This is a genomic window from Caballeronia sp. 11_S32, assembly GCF_056930355.1.
Map to the genome: position 1 here is coordinate 385197 of NZ_JBXOWH010000001.1, position 16714 is coordinate 401910.

Sequence of the window (16714 nt, forward strand, 5' to 3'; positions counted from 1 at the left end):
AGTGCTACTGTTTGTCGGCAAATCCTTAATTGCTGCATGTGTCTGTGTCTGGCTGTCGTCGCTCCAATATCGATTACCGATTACAAAGAGGAGACCGAAGATGTCAAAGCGCAAGACGTGGCGGGGAGTGAGCACCGCCATCGCAACGAGTACGGTGATGGCGGGGCTGGGCCTCTCGGCCACGGCGCATGCAGCAGGGGAGCCGATCAAGATCGGCGTCATCAGCGAAGAGTCCGCTGTCGCGGGCGCTTCGATCAGCAAGGCCGCGCAACTCGCGGCGGAAGAGATCAACGCCAAGGGCGGCGTCGACGGCAGGCAAATCCAGATCATCGCGTATGACGACCATTCATCGGCCTCCGACGGCGTGCGCGCATTCCAGCGCGCGGCGAGCCAGGACAAGGTGGTCGCGATCATCGGCAGCTATATCAGTGAAGTCGCGCTCGCGATGGAGCCGTGGTCCGCACGCCTGAAGATGCCGTTCATCACGCCGGGCGCGGCGAGCAATGAAATCTCGAAGCGCGTTCACGACGACTACGAGCACTACAAGTACACATTCCACGGCTGGATGACGTCGGCGTTCATCGCGCAGTCCATCTGCGATTTCTCGCATGACGTGCTCGTCGGCGAGTTCAAGATGAAGACGACCGTCGTGATGAGCGAGGACGCCGCATGGACCAAGCCGCTCGACGAGCGCTTCCTCGAATGCCTGCCGAAAGCGGGCCTCAAGGTGCTGGACCACATCCGCTTCAATCCGGACACATCCGATTTCACGCCGATCTTCAACCAGATCGAAGCGAAGCATCCGGACACGATCACGACCGGCATCAGTCACGTCGGCGTGCAGCCGACCGTGCAATGGCACGATCAGCAAGTACCGATTCCGATGACCGGCCAAAGTTCGCAAGCCACGACGACGAGCTTCTGGAAAGACACCAACGGCGCGACCGAAGGCGTCATCACCGCGTCGGCGGCGGCGCCCGGCGTCGCGATGACGCCAAAGACGGTGCCTTTCGTCGAGTCGTATCAGAAGCACTTTGCCGGCGTATCGCCCGCGTATGACGGCTTCACGAGCTATGACCTCGTGTACATCATCGCGGACGCGATTCATCGCAATCAAGGCTCGACCGATCCCGACAAGATGGTCGATGCACTCGAAAAGACCGACTATGTCGGGACGATTGGACGCTGGCAGTTCTACGGCAAGAACGATCAGTTCACGCATGCGTTGAAGTACGGTGAAGGCTATATCACCGGCATCAACCTCCAATGGCAGAACGGCAAGCAAGTGGCGATCTGGCCGAAGTCCGTGGCGAACGCGAAAGTCAAGTTCCCCGCCTTCGTGAAGGTGCAGTCGGCCTCGAACTAAACGCCTTGGCATCGTGAGGCGCGTGCGCTCCAACCGGCGCGCGCGCCTCGCGGCGCATGTTGCGGGGACCGGTTCCACATTGGCATCGACATAAAGGGCCGCTATGTTGCCACTGCAAATTCTCATCGATGGCTTCGCGATCAGTTCGCTCTACGCACTCGGCGCGATCGGCTTCACATTGATCTTCGGGGTATCGGGCGTGCTCAATCTCGCGCACGGCGGCGTGATGTTGATCGCCGCGCTGCTCGGCTGGGCGCTCGCGGGCGAAGCGGGTTTGGGCACGTATCTCGGCACGCCGCTCGGCGTGATCTGCGGAATGATCGCGGCGTACATCACGTATTTCATGGTGGTGCGGCCCATTCAACGTTCCACCGCAATTCCGCGGGAAGAGAAAGAAATCTTCGTGCTGACCGGCACGCTGCTGTGGGGCATCATGATCCAGCAGGGCATGGCTTATCTCTTCTCCGATAACCCCATCACGATGCGCCCGCTCATTCCGGGCGTCGCGAGTGTCGCGGGCGTGCGGGTGCCCTACAACGAGATCATGATCGCCGTGGTGTGCTGGGTCGTGATCGGCTTGTTATGGCTTTTCGTGAATCGCACGAAAGCGGGCAAGGCGCTGCTCGCGGCTTCGATGAATCCGCGCGGTCTCACGCTGCTCGGCTTCGAGCTCTCGCAGATCTATCTGCTCGCGTGGACCATCTACGGCGTGCTTGCGGGCATCGCGGGCGTGCTGCTCGCGTCATTCCTCGGCGTGAGCACGAACAACACCGGACAACTGACGGCGAGCGCGTTTTCCATCGTCGTGCTGGGCGGTCTCGGCAGCGTGTCGGGCTCGCTCATGGCCGCGTATGTGGTGGGCTATCTGGAGACGATCACCGCGTATCTCATCGCGCCGACGCTGCGGCCGCTGCCCGCGCTGCTGCTGCTCGTGCTCGTCGTGTATGTGCGGCCGCAAGGCTTTCTCGGACGGCGCTAATCATGAAAGACATCGTACGTTCCCGTCTGATATGGTCCGCGGTGCTCCTCGCGATCGTCGCCGCGACGTTGCCGTGGTGGCTCACCGGATACATCCTCGGCGTACTCACCGTTGCGTATTACTTCGGCGTATTCGCGATGTCGTGGGACTTGTTGTTCGGCTTCGCGGGTGAAGTCAACTTCGGTCCCACGTTCCTCATTGGTCTCGGCGCGTATTCCGCCGCGATACTCAACGCGCACGCCGCCGCGCCGATACCGGTATGCGTGATAGCGGGCGGCCTCGTTGCGCTCGTCGGCGGCTTGCTGCTCGCGGTGCCCGCGTTGCGATTGCGCGGGCCGTACTTCGGCCTCGTCACGCTCGTCGCGGTGCTGCTCCTGCAGAACGCGATCGTGATCTTCGCGGGCATCACGGGCGGCGAGATCGGCATGATGGTGCCCGATGTGATGTCCGTCGATGCCGACCATAACTACTGGATCGCGCTTGCCTTCCTGATCGTGTGCGCGATCCTCCTGTTCGGGTTGTCGCGCTCGGCGATCGGCCTCATCCTGCAGGCGAGCGGACAGGACACGGTGGGCGCGCAGGCGCTCGGCTTCAATGTCGTGAAGCACAAGCTCGCGGCGTTCTGCATCAGCGCGGTGTTCTCGGGCGTTGCGGGCGCGATGCTGGTGTTCTATCAGGGAACCGCATCGGTCAGCACGGTGGTGGATATCGGCATCGGCGTGCAGATCATCATCGCGGCGGTGCTCGGTGGCCGGCGCACGATACTCGGCGCGGTGCTCGGCTCGATCTTTCTCATCGTCGCGGGCGAGTTCCTGCGTCCGCTCGGGCAGATCAACACCTTCGTGGTCGCGGCCGTCGCGCTCGCGGTCATCCTGTTCTTTCCGGATGGATTGCTCGGCAACATCCTGCGCGTGAGGGAGCGCGAATGAACGATACTCCTCTGCTCTCCGTGCGCGGTTTGACGAAACGCTTCGGCGGCCTGGTCGCCGTGAAGGACATCGGTTTCGATATCAGGCCCGGCGAGATACTCGGCCTCATCGGTCCGAACGGCTCGGGCAAGTCGACGGTGATGAAGCTCATCATGGGCATCGAGCGGCCCAACGCGGGATCGATCAAGGTCGATGGCGTCGAGATGGCGGGCTGGCTGCCGCATCGCATCGCGCGAGCCGGCGTGGGCATCGTGTTTCAGCATTCACGGCCGCTGCATCGTCAGACCGTGCTGGAACATATCAAGCTCGCGCTGTTGCCCGATTCGCTCGTGAAGCTCGCCGCCGATCCGCACGTGAATCGGCGTGCGCGAGAGATCGCGGAGCGCGTGGGCCTGAGCAAGGTGATGCATCGTCATCCGTCGACGCTGCCCTTCGCCGATCTGCGCCGCATGGAGATGGCGAAGGCGGTCGCGCGCGATCCGCGAGTCGTGCTCGTCGACGAACCCTTCGCGGGTCTCACCGCTGCCGAGTCGGAAGCGTTCTCCGAATTGATTCGCGGCTTTCGTGCGGAAGGGCGCGCGGTGCTGCTCGTCGATCACAACGTGAAGAGTCTCGCGGCGCTCGCGGACCGCGTGCTCGCAATGTATCTCGGCGAGTATGTCGCGGAAGGCACGGCCGAAGAGGTGATGCAGAACGAGACCGTGCGGCGCGTGTATCTCGGCGGCAAGATCGAGGCGCGCGAGCGCGGCACGGAAGTGGTCAGCAACAAGCCTTCGATTCTGCAGGTCAACAATGTCGGCGTGCTGTACGGCAAGGCGCGCGCGCTCGACAGCGTGAGCATGCATGTGCGCGAAGGCGAGTTCGTGTCGGTCGTCGGATTGAACGGCGCGGGCAAGACGACGCTCTTCAATGCGGTCTCGGGGCTCGTGCCGTATCAGGGAAACATTCGATACGGCTCACGGGATCTGAAGGGCATGAGCGGCGCGGCGATCGCGCGCGCGGGCATCGTGCAATGTCCCGAGACGCGCGAACTGTTCGGCGACATGACCGTGCGCGAGAACCTCGATCTCGGCGGCTATCATCTCTCGGACAAGGTGCGCGCGGATCAGCTCAAGTGGCTCTTCGAGCTCTTCCCGATACTCGAATCGCGTCAGGCGCAGACCGCGCGCACGCTCTCGGGCGGCGAGCAGCAGATGCTCGCAATCGCGCGTGCCTTGATGATGCAGCCGAAGCTGCTCATTCTCGACGAGCCGACGCTGGGTCTTGCGCCGGTGATTCTGGAGCAACTGTCGAAGGCGATGGACTTGATGCAGAAGACCACGCCCATCACGGTGCTGCTCGGCGAGCAGAACGTCACGTTCGCGCTGCCTCATGCGGATCGCGTGTATGTGCTCGAGCATGCGCGGATCGTGTGGGAGGGCAGTCCGTCGCGCTTCGAGAAAGAGATGGGGCGCGGGTTTCTCGAAGCGGTGCCGTCGGAGCCCGTGCAGGCGATGCAGGCGAGAGCGTAATCAACTCCAGGGAGTTTGAAAGGCGCGACAGCGATCGATCGGGGCGCACTAAACGAGAGCCCGCTGTTGCGCAAAACACCACACGTATTGCACCGAACCACGCGTTGCGGCATTTGATGTGTTAAAAAACCGCGTGCCTTCTTCGCGCAGCGCCAAGCACGGTTCGCTCGGTCAGTGGACTGAAAGACTGCGCATCGAAGGCGTAATAAAAATCGCTAATAAATTAACGCGTCCAACACATCATGAACACATTCGCATCGCGCGCCGTTGCCGGCATCGGCGCTTCGGTCATCGCGCTCGCCTGTCAGTCCGCATTCGCGCAAAGCTCCGTCACGCTGTACGGCGTCGCCGACGTGAGCGTGCGCTATCTGACGAACGCCAACGCCAACAACGACGGCAACGTGTTCATGACCAACGGCGCGATCACCAACAGCCGGATCGGCTTCAAGGGCACCGAAGATCTCGGCGGCGGCCTGAAGGCGATCTTCCGGCTGGAAAGCGGCGTGGAGCTGCAGAACGGCCAGTACTCCGACAGCGCGCGCGCATTCAACCGCGCGGCCTTTGTCGGTCTTTCGAACCAGTACGGCACGCTGACCCTCGGCCGACAGAAGACGCCGCTCTTCGATATGCTCGGCGACACGTATGACCCGCTCACCGTTGGCAATTATTTCGAAAATGCATGGCTTCCCGTTGCGCTCGGCGCGGGTCTCTATGCGGATAACGCGGTGAAGTACAACGGCACGTTCGCGGGCCTGACGATCGGCGCGATGTACTCGTTCGGCACGAACTACACGTCGACCGGCGCGGGCGGATTCTCCGGTCAGGTGCCGGGCCATATGGGCGCGGGCAATATGTACGGCTTCACGGCTTCCTATGCGATGGGCCCGCTTTCCATCGGCGGCGGCTATCAGCAGAACAGCGACAACTCCGCGAACAAGCAGAAGATCTGGAACGCCAACGCGGTCTATGCGATCGGACCGGCGAAGCTCTATGTCGGCTATCTGCATTCGACCGACGACACCGGTTTCGTCGACAGCATTCTGCAGCAGCGCGGCCTCGTGGCGGGCACCGATATCCTGAAGGGCTCGGGGCGCCGCGACGACGGTCCGTTCGCGGGCGTCACGTATCAGGTCACGCCCGCGCTGTTGCTGACGGGCGCGTTCTATTACGATCACATGAAGAACGCGGCCATTGGCGGCGGCGCGACGGGCAGCGGCAATCGCTATACGGGCGTTGCGCTGGCGGAGTACGCGCTGTCGAAGCGCACCGAAGTCTACGGCACGGTGGACTTCAACAAGGTGACGGGCGCGGCGGATGTCGAATTGCCGGGCCGCTCGAACCAGACCGGCGTGTCCATCGGCTTGCGCAACATCTTCTGATCGCGCGTCAACGCACGCGCAACGTGTAGCGCGTGCGTTGACGATAGACCTCGCCAGGACGCAGGACGGCGCGCTCGCCGTCCATGTTGATCTCGTTCGGGAAGCCGCCCGCTTCGAGACATAGCCCCGCATGCTTGCGATAGCGCGCTCCATTGCGCGCCGCCACGCCTTCCAGATAATTTCCCGAATAGAACTGCAAGCCGCGCGCATCGGTCGAGACGCTCAGCTCGCGTCCGCTCGACGGATCGAACAGCACGGCTACGCGGCGCGGCTCGCGTGCTTCGTCATCGAATGCATAGCAATGGTCGAAGCCGCCGGCTAGCGCCAGTTGCGCGTGAGATGCATCGAGACGCGCGCCTATGGATGCGCTCGCGCGCAAATCGAACACGCTGTCCGCCACATTTGCGCGCGCGACAGGAATCGACCTTTCATCGATCGCGAAGTAGCTATCCGATGCGATCGATATCTCGTGATCGCGAATGCTCGCGCCGCCGCTCAGGTTGAAGTACGCATGATTCGTGAGACTGACGGGCGTGGGCGCGTCGGTGCGCGCTTCGTAATCGATCGACAAGGTGCCGCCATCATCGAGTGCATAGCGCACGGCCACATTCAGATTGCCGGGAAAGCCCGCTGCGCCCGCGGGCGAATCCAGTGCCATCACGAGCGCGCCATTCGAATGATCCGCGCGCCACATCTGCCGATGAAACCCCGCCGAGCCGCCATGCAGATGGTTCGCGCCTTCGTTGCGCTCGACCTCATGCGCGATGCCATCGAGCACGAAGCGCGCATCGCGGATGCGATTGGCCCAGCGCCCGATGATCGCGCCCATGAACGCGCTGCCGTTGCGGTATTCGTCGGGCGTGTCGTGGCCGAGCAGTACATCGGCGAAGTGGCCGTTGCGATCGGGCGCGAGCCAAGAGACGAGCGTCGCGCCGAGATTGCTGATCTCGAGTCGCATGCCCGATGCATTGCGCAAGGTGTACAGATGCGCGTCGCCCCAGGGGCGAACGTCGATGGATGCCGTCATATTAAGGCCGCGCGGCGACTTCGTCGAGATGCAGCAGAAGATCGGCCGGATCTTCATACACGCGCAACGCGCCGGAGCGCTCCAGCTCATCGCTGCCATAGCCGCCCGACAGCAAGCCGACGCCGAGCGAACGGCAACGCCGCGCGGCCAGCATGTCCCAGATGCTGTCGCCGACCACGACCGTATGCTCGATCGGCACGTTCAAACGCGCGGCCGCGGCGAGGAAGAGATCGGGATCGGGCTTCGCGTACTTCACCATGTCGCGCGTGATGACCACTTGCTTCGCGGGATCGACGCCGAGCGCTTCGAGATTGACCTGTGCCGTTTCCATGCGTCCGCTCGTCGCGATGGCCCAGCGCGTGCCGGCTTGCGTCAGCGCGTCGAGCAGCTCGCGCGCGCCCGGCAGCGGGCACACCTGCGCGCGCAGCCGCTTATACGCTTCCGCGTGCAACTGACGCAGCCGTTCGACGCGATCCGCGCTGATCTCGCCATGCGTCTCGCGCAGCAGTTGATTGGTGAAGAGCCCGCCGCTCATGCCGATCTTGCGATGGATGCGCCATACCGACAACTCGATGCCTTCGGCGTCGAGCGCTTCCTTCCACGCGAGCACATGTTGATAGACGCTATCGACGAGCGTGCCGTCCAAGTCGAACAGGAATGACGTTTCGATTCGCATGATGCGCTCCATTGAGTGTGTTCGAGTGTGTCGTGCCGGCTTCATCATACGCATGATCGAGCGCGCGGGCTGCCGCAAATGCGATAATGAATGTTTGCGCCGCAAGGCCATAAGCGCGCGGAACGCACGCATAAAGTCCCTGAATTTTGCATCAATTACGCATGACGGAGCCCATCTTGACCCGCATCGACAATCCCTCCCGCGATCAGGAGGCAGGCGTGGCCGACTCCACGCAAGACACGACCCGCATCGACGATACGCGCATCGGCGCCGTGCGTCCGCTGATCTCGCCGGCGCTGCTGCTCGACGAACTGCCGGTCACGCAAGGCGTGCAGACGCTCGTCGAGGAGAGCCGCGCGGCCATCGCCAATATCCTGCATGGCCGCGATGACCGGCTCGTCGTCGTGGTCGGCCCGTGCTCCATCCACGATCACGATCAGGCGATGGAATACGCGCAACACCTGAAAGCGGTCGCGGACCGCCTGCGCGACGATCTCTTCATCGTGATGCGCGTGTACTTCGAGAAGCCGCGCACCACGGTGGGCTGGAAGGGCTATATCAACGATCCGCGTCTCGACGGAAGCTTCCGCATCAACGAAGGCCTGCGCCGCGCGCGCGAGCTTCTGCTCGACATCAGCGGCCTCGGCTTGCCCACCGCGACCGAGTTCCTCGATCTGTTGAGCCCGCAATACATCGCCGATCTGATCGCCTGGGGCGCGATCGGCGCGCGCACGACCGAGAGCCAGAGTCATCGTCAGCTTGCATCGGGCCTGAGCTGCCCGATCGGCTTCAAGAACGGCACCGACGGCGGCGTGCAGGTCGCGGCGGACGCGATCGTCGCGGCGCGCGCGAGCCATGCGTTCATGGGCATGACGAAAATGGGCATGGCCGCGATCTTCGAAACGCGCGGCAACGACGACTGTCACGTCATTCTGCGCGGCGGCAAGACAGGCCCGAACTACGATAAGGAAAACGTCGCGGCGAGTTGCGCGGCGCTGGCTGCGCTCGGCCAGCGCGAGCAGGTGATGATCGACTGCTCGCACGCCAACTCCAACAAGTCGCATCTGCGTCAGGTGGATGTCGCGCAGGATATCGCGCGGCAACTGGAAGGGGGCGAGAAGCGCATCACAGGCGTGATGATCGAGAGTCATCTGGAAGAGGGCCGTCAGGACCTCAAGCCGGGCGTGCCGCTCAAGCACGGCGTATCGATCACCGATGCATGCCTTGGCTGGACGCAAAGCGAGCCGGTGCTCGAACTGCTCGCAAAGGCCGTGAGGAAGCGCCGCGCGGGATAAATTGCCCGTGCTGTGACAAGAGGGACAGGCGCGAAGCACCAACTGAGTGCAACGCTTCACAAAAGCTTCATTCAAGTTCGCGCGTGACGGGTCGTTAGGTTTGTCGATAGCACGTTCGATCGAAAAAAGGCCCATGTCCCTCAGCCTCTGTGCACCCGAGACGCAACCCTCCAGCATCCAGCGGCTCATCGCATCCAATGCGTTGACGGCCGTGTTTCGGCCTATCGTGCGTTTCGCGGACGGCGAAATCATCGGCTACGAAGGCCTGATTCGCGGGCCCGCGGGCAGCGGGCTGGAATCTCCCGCTGCGCTCTTCGAGCAGGCGGCGCTGGAGAAGCAAAGCATCGCGCTCGAACAGGCGGCGGCGCGCGCGTGCATCACGGCGTTTGCGCGGCTTGCGCGCGCGGGGCTTCTGTTCATCAACTTCAGCGCGGCGGCGATCGAATCGGGCGTTACCGAATGCGAGACGCCGGGCGATCTCGCGCGCGAAAGCGGGCTCGATGCGAAGCGTCTCGTCGTCGAACTGACGGAACAGAGCGTGATCGCCGATGCCGATCGTTTCGGCGAGAGCGTGCGCGCGCTGCGTGCATCCGGCTCGCAATTCGCGCTCGATGATTACGGCAGCGCGAATGCGTCGATGAATCTGTGGGTGCGCTTCGCGCCGCATTACGTGAAGATCGACCGCTTCTTCGTCGCGGATATCGCGCGCGATCCGCTCAAGTTCGAAGCCGTGAAGGCGATGGTGTCGTTCGCCAAGGCGAGCGGCGCCTCGTTGATCGCGGAGGGCATCGAGACGGAGGCGGATCTCGAGATCGTGCGCGATCTCGGCATAGCCTGCGCGCAGGGTTATCTGCTTGGCCGGCCCGCCGCGATGCCCGATGTGCATCTGCCCGAACCGGTCGCCAATGCGCTGCGCTCGGGGCAGATTTCGGTCTATCCGGCGCGCACGCGAACGAACGCCACCGCCGACATGAACGCGGTGCTGCTCGAACGCATGCTCGTGGAGGCGCCCACGCTCACGGTGAAGTCGCGCAATGACGACGTCGTGCGCCTGTTCAACGCGATGCCTTCGTTGCACGCGGTCGCGATCATCGACGATGGCAGGCCGGTCGCGCTCATCAATCGCCGTTCGTTCATGGATCAATATGCGCTGCCGTATCACCGCGAGGTGTTCGGCAAGCGGCCTTGCATGCAGTTCGCGAATCTCACGCCGCTCGTCGTCGAACGCGGCTCGACGCTGGAGCAGATCGCGCGTCTGTTTGCGAACGACGATCAGCGTGACTTGTCGGATGGCTTCATCGTCACGGAGAACGGGCGCTATGCAGGGCTGGCGACGGGCGCGAGCATGGTTCGCGCGGTCACCGAAGTGCGTGTGGAGGCGGCGCGCTATGCGAATCCGCTGACGTTCCTGCCCGGCAACGTGCCGTTGAATTCGCATATCGACAGGCTGATCGCGAACGGCTCGGCGTTCGTCGCATGCTATTTCGATCTGGATCACTTCAAGCCTTTCAACGATCGCTACGGTTATTGGCAAGGCGATGAAGTGCTGAAGGCGACGGCGAACACGCTCGCGTCGGTATGCGAGCCGACGCGCGATTTTCTAGGGCATGTCGGCGGGGACGATTTTCTGCTGCTCTTTCAGAGCGATGACTGGCGCGAGCGGGCCCGGCGCGCGATGGAAACGTTCAATGAACTCGTCCAGCGCTTCTATTCGCCGGAGGAGCGGCTCGCGGGCGGCATTCACGGTGAGGACCGGCTGGCGCGGCCGACGTTCTTCGGCTTCGTGCGCTTGTCAGCGGGGGCGGTGCTCGTCGAAGCGGGCGCGGCGCGCGGCAGCGCGCATGTGAGTAATGCCGCGGCCGTGGCGAAGAGATGGGCCAAGGAGCATGCGAGCGGGTTTGCGGTGCTCGATCTCGCGGAGTTCGATCCGGGGGTGATGTAGACCTACCTCACCACCGCCGCATTCAACGCATCGATCAACGCCAGAGGATCGAACGGCTTGCGCAGTTGAATGGCTTTGGGCAAAGCGCGCCGCTCGTCATCGCTGAGCGCGAGATCATAGCCCGTCACGAATACGACGCCGAGCCCCGGTGTTTCCCGGCAAGCGGCAATCGCAAGCTCCACGCCCGATTGCCCCGCGAGGTCCACATCCGTCAGCAGCAACTCGAACCGGTGCGCGCGCAACAACGCGAGCGCTTCATCGACGCTGCCCGCCTCAATCAGATCCAGCCCGAACGTGCGCAGCAACTCGGCGGTGCTTGCGCGCACGAGTTCGTTGTCTTCCACGAACAGCACGCGCATGCGCGAAAGCGCATCGTCTTGCGTGACGCCTGGCACGCTCGTGTCGATGCCCGTCAGCGCCGGCGCCGATGGCTGCACGGGTTGCCCGAGAACATGCCGGACCTTGCGCGCCAAAGCCTCGTGCGTATAGGGCTTGCTCAACAGATCGATGCCCTCGTCGAGCCGTCCCGCATGCACGATCGCGTTATCCGTATAGCCCGACGTGAACAGCACCGCGATGCCCGGCACGCGCTCGCGCGCCTTGCGCGCGAGTTCAGTGCTGCGCAAGGGGCCGGGCATCACGACATCGGTGAAGAGCAGATCGATCGGCACGCCGCTCTCGACGATGGCAAGCGCGCTCTGCGCATCCTTCGCGCGCAGCACGCGATAGCCGAGGTCCGCGAGCAGTTCGACGACGGTCGCGCGCACTTCTTCATCGTCCTCGACGACGAGTATGGTCTCGCTTCCGCCCTTCGCCGGCCCGGCGTCGATGGCCGTCTCCCGATCCTCTTCCTCGCGCGCGCGCGGCAGATAGACGCGCACCGTCGTGCCGTGTCCTTCTTCGCTGTACACCTTCACGTGCCCGCCGGACTGCTTGACGAAGCCGTAGACCATGGAGAGGCCGAGGCCCGTGCCCTGACCCTCGCGCTTGGTCGTGAAGAACGGCTCGAACGCGCGCTCCTGCACTTCGGGCGACATGCCCGCGCCCGTGTCCGTCACCGCGACCATCACGTACTGGCCCGGCATGACATCGACATTGCGCATCGCGTAGGTTTCATCGAGCGATGCATTGCCCGCTTCGATGGTGAGCTTGCCGTGACCGTTCATCGCATCGCGCGCGTTGATCGCGAGATTGAGCAGCGCGTTCTCGACCTGGAAGGGATCGACGAGCGTATTCCACAAGCCCCCCGACACGACGGTCTCGATCTCGATGCCGTCGCCGAGCGCGCGGCGGAACATGTCGTCGAGGCCGCGCACGAAGCGGCCCAGATTGACCACCTTCGGCGCGAGCGGCTGACGTCTGCCGAACGCGAGCAATTGCGACGCGAGATTCGCGCCGCGCGCGACGCCCGCGAGCGCGCTTCGCACGCGCTGTTCGGGCTTGTCCTGTCCCGCGACGTCCTTCGCGAGCAACTGCAGATTGCCGCCGATCACCTGAAGCAGGTTATTGAAGTCATGCGCGACGCCGCCCGTCAACTGGCCGATCGCCTCCATCTTCTGCGCGATGCGCAGCGCTTCCTCGGCATGACGCAGCGCATCGGCGGTTTCGCGGTCCGCGGTGACGTCGCGGCCCACGCCGTGAATGCGCCGCGTGCGCGGATCGAGCGAGACCGTCCACGCGATCCAGCGCCAGCCGCCGTCCGCGCGCCTCAACCTGCACTCGTAACGCACGGGCTGGCCGCTCGCGCGCAGTCTGTCGAGCTCGGCGGCCGCGGCGCGCGCATCGTCGGGATGCACGAGGTTCATCACCGTGTGCGAATGCAGGCGCTGCGAGTCGAAGCCGAGCACGGTAGTCCATGAAGGACTCACGCGCAGGAGGGCGCCCTCGAAGCTCGCGACGTAGAAGAGGTCTTCACTCAGTTCCCAGAGCCGATCGCGGTCCGCGACGGCATCGGCCACGCGGCGCTCCAGCGTCTCGTTCAGATCGTGCAGCGCGTCGTGCGCCTTCGTGCGTTCGGCGATCTCGGTCTGCGCTGCCTGAAAGAGACGCGCATTGTCGATGGCGATCGCCGCCTGCGATGCGATGCCCGTGACGATGTGCTCCGAGCGCTCCGTGAAGACGCCCGGCTGCGGATGCCCGAAGAACAGTCCGCCGAGCACTTCGCCGGTGCGCGAGATGACCGGCGCCGCGAGATAGCTGCACAGGGCGAGATGGCCCTTCGGCATGCCGTGATGCGGGGCGTTGTGACCGTAGCGCGGATCTTTCGTGATGTCGTCGGAGCGCACGATGCCTTCGCCCGCGAAGGTCGGGCCGAAGACGGCGGTGTTGCGCGGCATCGGGAACTTCGAGAACGTGTCCTTCGGCACGCCCGACAACGTATAGAGCGTGTAGCGCCCGCCCTTGTCGTCGAGCACGTTGTAGAAGAACGAGCCGAAGGCGGCGCCCGTCAGCTCCGTCGCGGCATCGACGACGACCTGCACGGCGCGGCTCAGTTCGAGCTCGCCCGCCACTGTCGTGCCGACGCGGTTGAGTATCTCCAGCGTGCGCGATTCGTCGCGCAGCTTCTGTTCCGTGGCATGACGCAGCCGCGCGAGCCGCAGATTGCTCGCCACACGCGCGAGCAGTTCGCGCGCGGAGAAGGGCTTGGTCAGATAATCGTCCGCGCCCGCTTCGAGGCCGCCGACGCGCGCTTCCTCGCCCGCGCGCGCCGACAGCAGCACGACCGGCGTATCGCGGAGCGACTCGTCCTCGCGCAGCGCGCGCAGGAGCGCGAAGCCGTCGAGGCGCGGCATCATCACGTCCGAGACGATCACTTCCGGACGCGACTCGCGGGCCATCGCGAGCGCGGCTTCGCCGTCGGCGGCGAGGCTCACGTCGTGGCCCGCCGCGATCAGCATGCGGCGCATGTAGTCGCGCAGATCGGCGTTGTCATCGACGACGAGCACGCGGCCCGGCATCGCGTCGGCGGGTGTCGGTTCATCGGCGGGCGTCGCGGCGAGCGACGTGTCTTCGTCGCTATCGACGACGGGGGAAGCGGCCGCGTCCGGCATCCAGCGCATGGCGGCGTCGACATACGAGCGCGCGCGGATGCTCGCCTCGACATGCTCCGCATGTGCAAGCGCGCGCGGCGCGGGCAGCGTGACCGTGAAGCACGCGCCATCGCCGAGCGTGCTTTCCACGCGGATCGCGCCGCCGTGCAGCTTGACGAGCTCCTGCACCATCGCGAGCCCGATGCCGCTGCCTTCCACCGAACGGCCCGCCGCGCCCGCCACGCGATGAAAGCGCTCGAACACGCGCGCCAGCTCGTTCTCGGGAATGCCGATGCCCGTATCGCGCACGCTCAGCGCGATGCCGTGATCCGCGCCGGCATGGAGCGAGATGCGGATGACGCCGTCGAACGTGAACTTGAACGCGTTCGACAGCAGGTTCATCACGATCTTTTCCCACATGTCGCGGTCGATATCCGCGATGACGGGCGTCGAAGCGATATCGGTCTCGAGGCGCAGGCCGGCCGCATCGAACGCCGAGCGAAACAGCGACGCGAGCTCGGCGGTGAACGCGGCGATGTCCGTCGGCTGGCGATGCATCTCGATGCGCCCGGCCTCGATGCGCGAGAAATCGAGCAGCGCGTTCACGAGCTTGAGCAGCCGCAAGCCGTTGCGATGCATGATCTCGACGAGCCGTATGTCCTCCGGGCCGATTCTTTCGGGACTCGCCAGCAGTTCTTCGAGCGGGCCGAGCATCAGCGTGAGCGGCGTCCTGAACTCATGGCTGATGTTGGAGAAGAATGTGGTCTTCGCGCGGTCGATTTCGGCGAGCGCTTCGGCGCGGCGGCGCTCTTCGTCGTAGGCGTGCGCGTAGCCGATCGCGGCGCCGATCTGGTTCGCGACGAGATTCACGAACGCGCGATAGCTTTCGTCGAACAGGCGATACGGATTGAGGGCGGCGATCAGCACGCCCGCGCGGCCGTTCTCGCCCGATGCCGGGATGGGCACGAGCACGGCGCTGCGCGGCGCCGTGTTCCATGCGCCGGTGGGCAGCGGCGCGTCGAAGAGACGATCGAGATCCGTCACGACGCGCGCTTCATTGGCGCGCAGCACGTCCTGAAGGGGCCAAGGATTCGCGCGCGCGGCCGGATGCTCCGGCTCGATGCCGCACGCGCCGACGAGCGTGGCCGCTTCGCCGCCCGGCTCGGCGGCATAGAGCAGCGCGAAAGGCATGTCGCGCGATGCGATTGCGAGCGCGTTCATCGACAGTTCACACGCCTCGCGCCACGTGCGCGCGTCCGCCGCCGATGCCGCGAGCTCGCGCAGCACGTTCAATTGACGTTCGCCGAGCACGCGCCGGGTGTCGTCGCTGTTCGCGCAGATGATGCCGCCGGTGCCGCCGCGGTCATCGGGGATCGGGCTGTAGGAGAACGTGTAGTACGTTTCCTCCGGAAAGCCGTTGCGCTCCATGATGAGGAGCTTCTGCTCGACGAATGTCCCTTCGGTGCCCGCGAGCGCGGTCTCGAGCAGCGGCCCGATGTCGCTCCAGACTTCGCGCCATACCACGGACGTCGGCTGACCGAGCGCGTGCGGGTGCTTGCCGCCGATGATCGATTTGTACGCGTCGTTGTAGAAGAAGAGCAGGTCGGGACTCCAGCCGACCCAGATCGGCTGGCGCGAGGTCAGCATGATACGGATGGCTGTCTTGAGGCTTTGCGGCCAGTGCTCCGGCGAACCGAGCGCGGTCTGCGTCCAGTCGAAACTGCGGATGAGCGCGCCCATTTCACCGCCGCCCAGGAGGAAGCTCGGGTCGAGCCCGTTCATCCTCGTGTCCGCAATCAGATTGTCAGCTTTCATCGACGCCTGGTCTCCTCGCCCTGTCTCTCGATGTGGCGACGCAATTGGTCCGGGACAACGCCCGTATTGATGTTCGAAACGTACGCGCGCGGTGCATTCGTATCGCACGCTGGCGATTCCGGATTCTCGCACGGAAAGCGCTTCCATTCGCAGCGGCCGCAAGCGCCGCAGGCCCGTCCTTAAAGGCGTTCGGGAGCGGTCGGAGCGACCGGCCGACTATGCCAGCGGCGCGCACGGTGCTCCGTTCCTGCGGCGACGCAAGTTGCCGTAGCAACGCGCGCGCCTCGCCGGGTGCGGCGGGCGATCGGAATGCCGCGGCAAAACGCGTGACCGGCTGCCAATCTTCGATAAGCCGCCCGGCGAATTGGGCGCCGGGCAAGTCGCTGATGTGCCGGAATCCAATATCGAATTCCATTCGCGGCCAGGGCGGCAACTTTCGTGAATAACAATTTCACGGGGGGAGCACGTCATTTCGACATAACTTTTTGCACTATACTGATTTGAATGCGTTATCGTCTCACCCCGTCCGATCGAGACTAGTTCGAACTTCAAACTGGTTTGCAGATTGATTCGCGATGCAAATCAATTGATTGAAGCGAAACGGACTGATTTCGCCAGTCCGCCGCGGTTTGTGTGATTCCTACGTGGTTCGACCGCGTCCATCGATTTTATTTGCGATGTAAATAAGAAAAAATCCATGATAATCAAAGACATGATTTTCGTCCGTCGTTTTCCGTGAATATGGCCCGTCCGGGCCGAATCCCGT

10 protein-coding genes are annotated in these 16714 nt (G+C 64.1%); 7 read left to right on the plus strand and 3 right to left on the minus strand.

What is annotated here, in order from left to right; translation table 11 throughout:
- Positions 1-100 precede the first annotated feature (100 nt).
- The 5 genes from AC1Z32_RS01775 (at position 101) to AC1Z32_RS01795 (ending at position 6164) form a co-directional block, all read left to right on the plus strand.
- Complete coding sequence (locus AC1Z32_RS01775; protein WP_483476994.1) at positions 101-1366, plus strand: ABC transporter substrate-binding protein; 1266 nt, start codon at positions 101-103, stop codon at positions 1364-1366.
- A gap of 103 nt (positions 1367-1469) precedes the next feature.
- Positions 1470-2345: a branched-chain amino acid ABC transporter permease gene (locus AC1Z32_RS01780; RefSeq protein ID WP_483476995.1), complete on the plus strand. Its 876-nt coding sequence runs from the start codon at positions 1470-1472 to the stop codon at positions 2343-2345.
- A 2-nt stretch (positions 2346-2347) separates the two neighbouring features.
- Positions 2348-3274, plus strand: coding sequence for a branched-chain amino acid ABC transporter permease (locus tag AC1Z32_RS01785; RefSeq protein ID WP_483476996.1), 927 nt, complete (start codon positions 2348-2350; stop codon positions 3272-3274).
- Complete coding sequence (locus AC1Z32_RS01790) at positions 3271-4785, plus strand: ATP-binding cassette domain-containing protein (protein WP_483476997.1); 1515 nt, start codon at positions 3271-3273, stop codon at positions 4783-4785. The genes AC1Z32_RS01785 and AC1Z32_RS01790 overlap by 4 nt, the downstream gene beginning before the upstream one ends.
- 242 nt (positions 4786-5027) lie before the next feature.
- On the plus strand, positions 5028-6164 hold the full coding sequence (locus tag AC1Z32_RS01795) for a porin (protein ID WP_483476998.1): 1137 nt from the start codon (positions 5028-5030) through the stop codon (positions 6162-6164).
- Between the two features lie 7 nt (positions 6165-6171).
- Here the strand turns inward: AC1Z32_RS01795 and AC1Z32_RS01800 are convergent, their stop codons facing one another.
- Together AC1Z32_RS01800 and AC1Z32_RS01805 are read right to left on the minus strand one after the other, a co-directional pair.
- Entirely contained in the window at positions 6172-7191 is a 1020-nt protein-coding gene (locus AC1Z32_RS01800; protein ID WP_483476999.1) for an aldose epimerase family protein, read from the minus strand.
- 1 nt (position 7192) lies between these two features.
- Positions 7193-7867 (minus strand): HAD family hydrolase, encoded by a 675-nt coding sequence (locus tag AC1Z32_RS01805; protein ID WP_061173279.1) that lies wholly within the window; start codon positions 7865-7867, stop codon positions 7193-7195.
- A gap of 176 nt (positions 7868-8043) precedes the next feature.
- On the opposite strand from AC1Z32_RS01805, the gene AC1Z32_RS01810 reads away from it, so the two are divergent.
- Together AC1Z32_RS01810 and AC1Z32_RS01815 are read left to right on the plus strand one after the other, a co-directional pair.
- Positions 8044-9162 carry a 3-deoxy-7-phosphoheptulonate synthase gene (locus AC1Z32_RS01810; protein WP_483477000.1) on the plus strand — a complete coding sequence of 373 codons (1119 nt, stop codon included), beginning with the start codon at positions 8044-8046 and terminating at the stop codon, positions 9160-9162.
- A 133-nt stretch (positions 9163-9295) separates the two neighbouring features.
- Positions 9296-11104 carry a GGDEF domain-containing protein gene (locus AC1Z32_RS01815; RefSeq protein ID WP_483477001.1) on the plus strand — a complete coding sequence of 603 codons (1809 nt, stop codon included), beginning with the start codon at positions 9296-9298 and terminating at the stop codon, positions 11102-11104.
- Positions 11105-11106: 2 nt separating this feature from the next.
- Here AC1Z32_RS01815 and AC1Z32_RS01820 read toward each other — a convergent pair whose 3' ends face one another.
- Positions 11107-15948 (minus strand): response regulator, encoded by a 4842-nt coding sequence (locus tag AC1Z32_RS01820; RefSeq protein ID WP_483477002.1) that lies wholly within the window; start codon positions 15946-15948, stop codon positions 11107-11109.
- Positions 15949-16714: the final 766 nt, after the last annotated feature.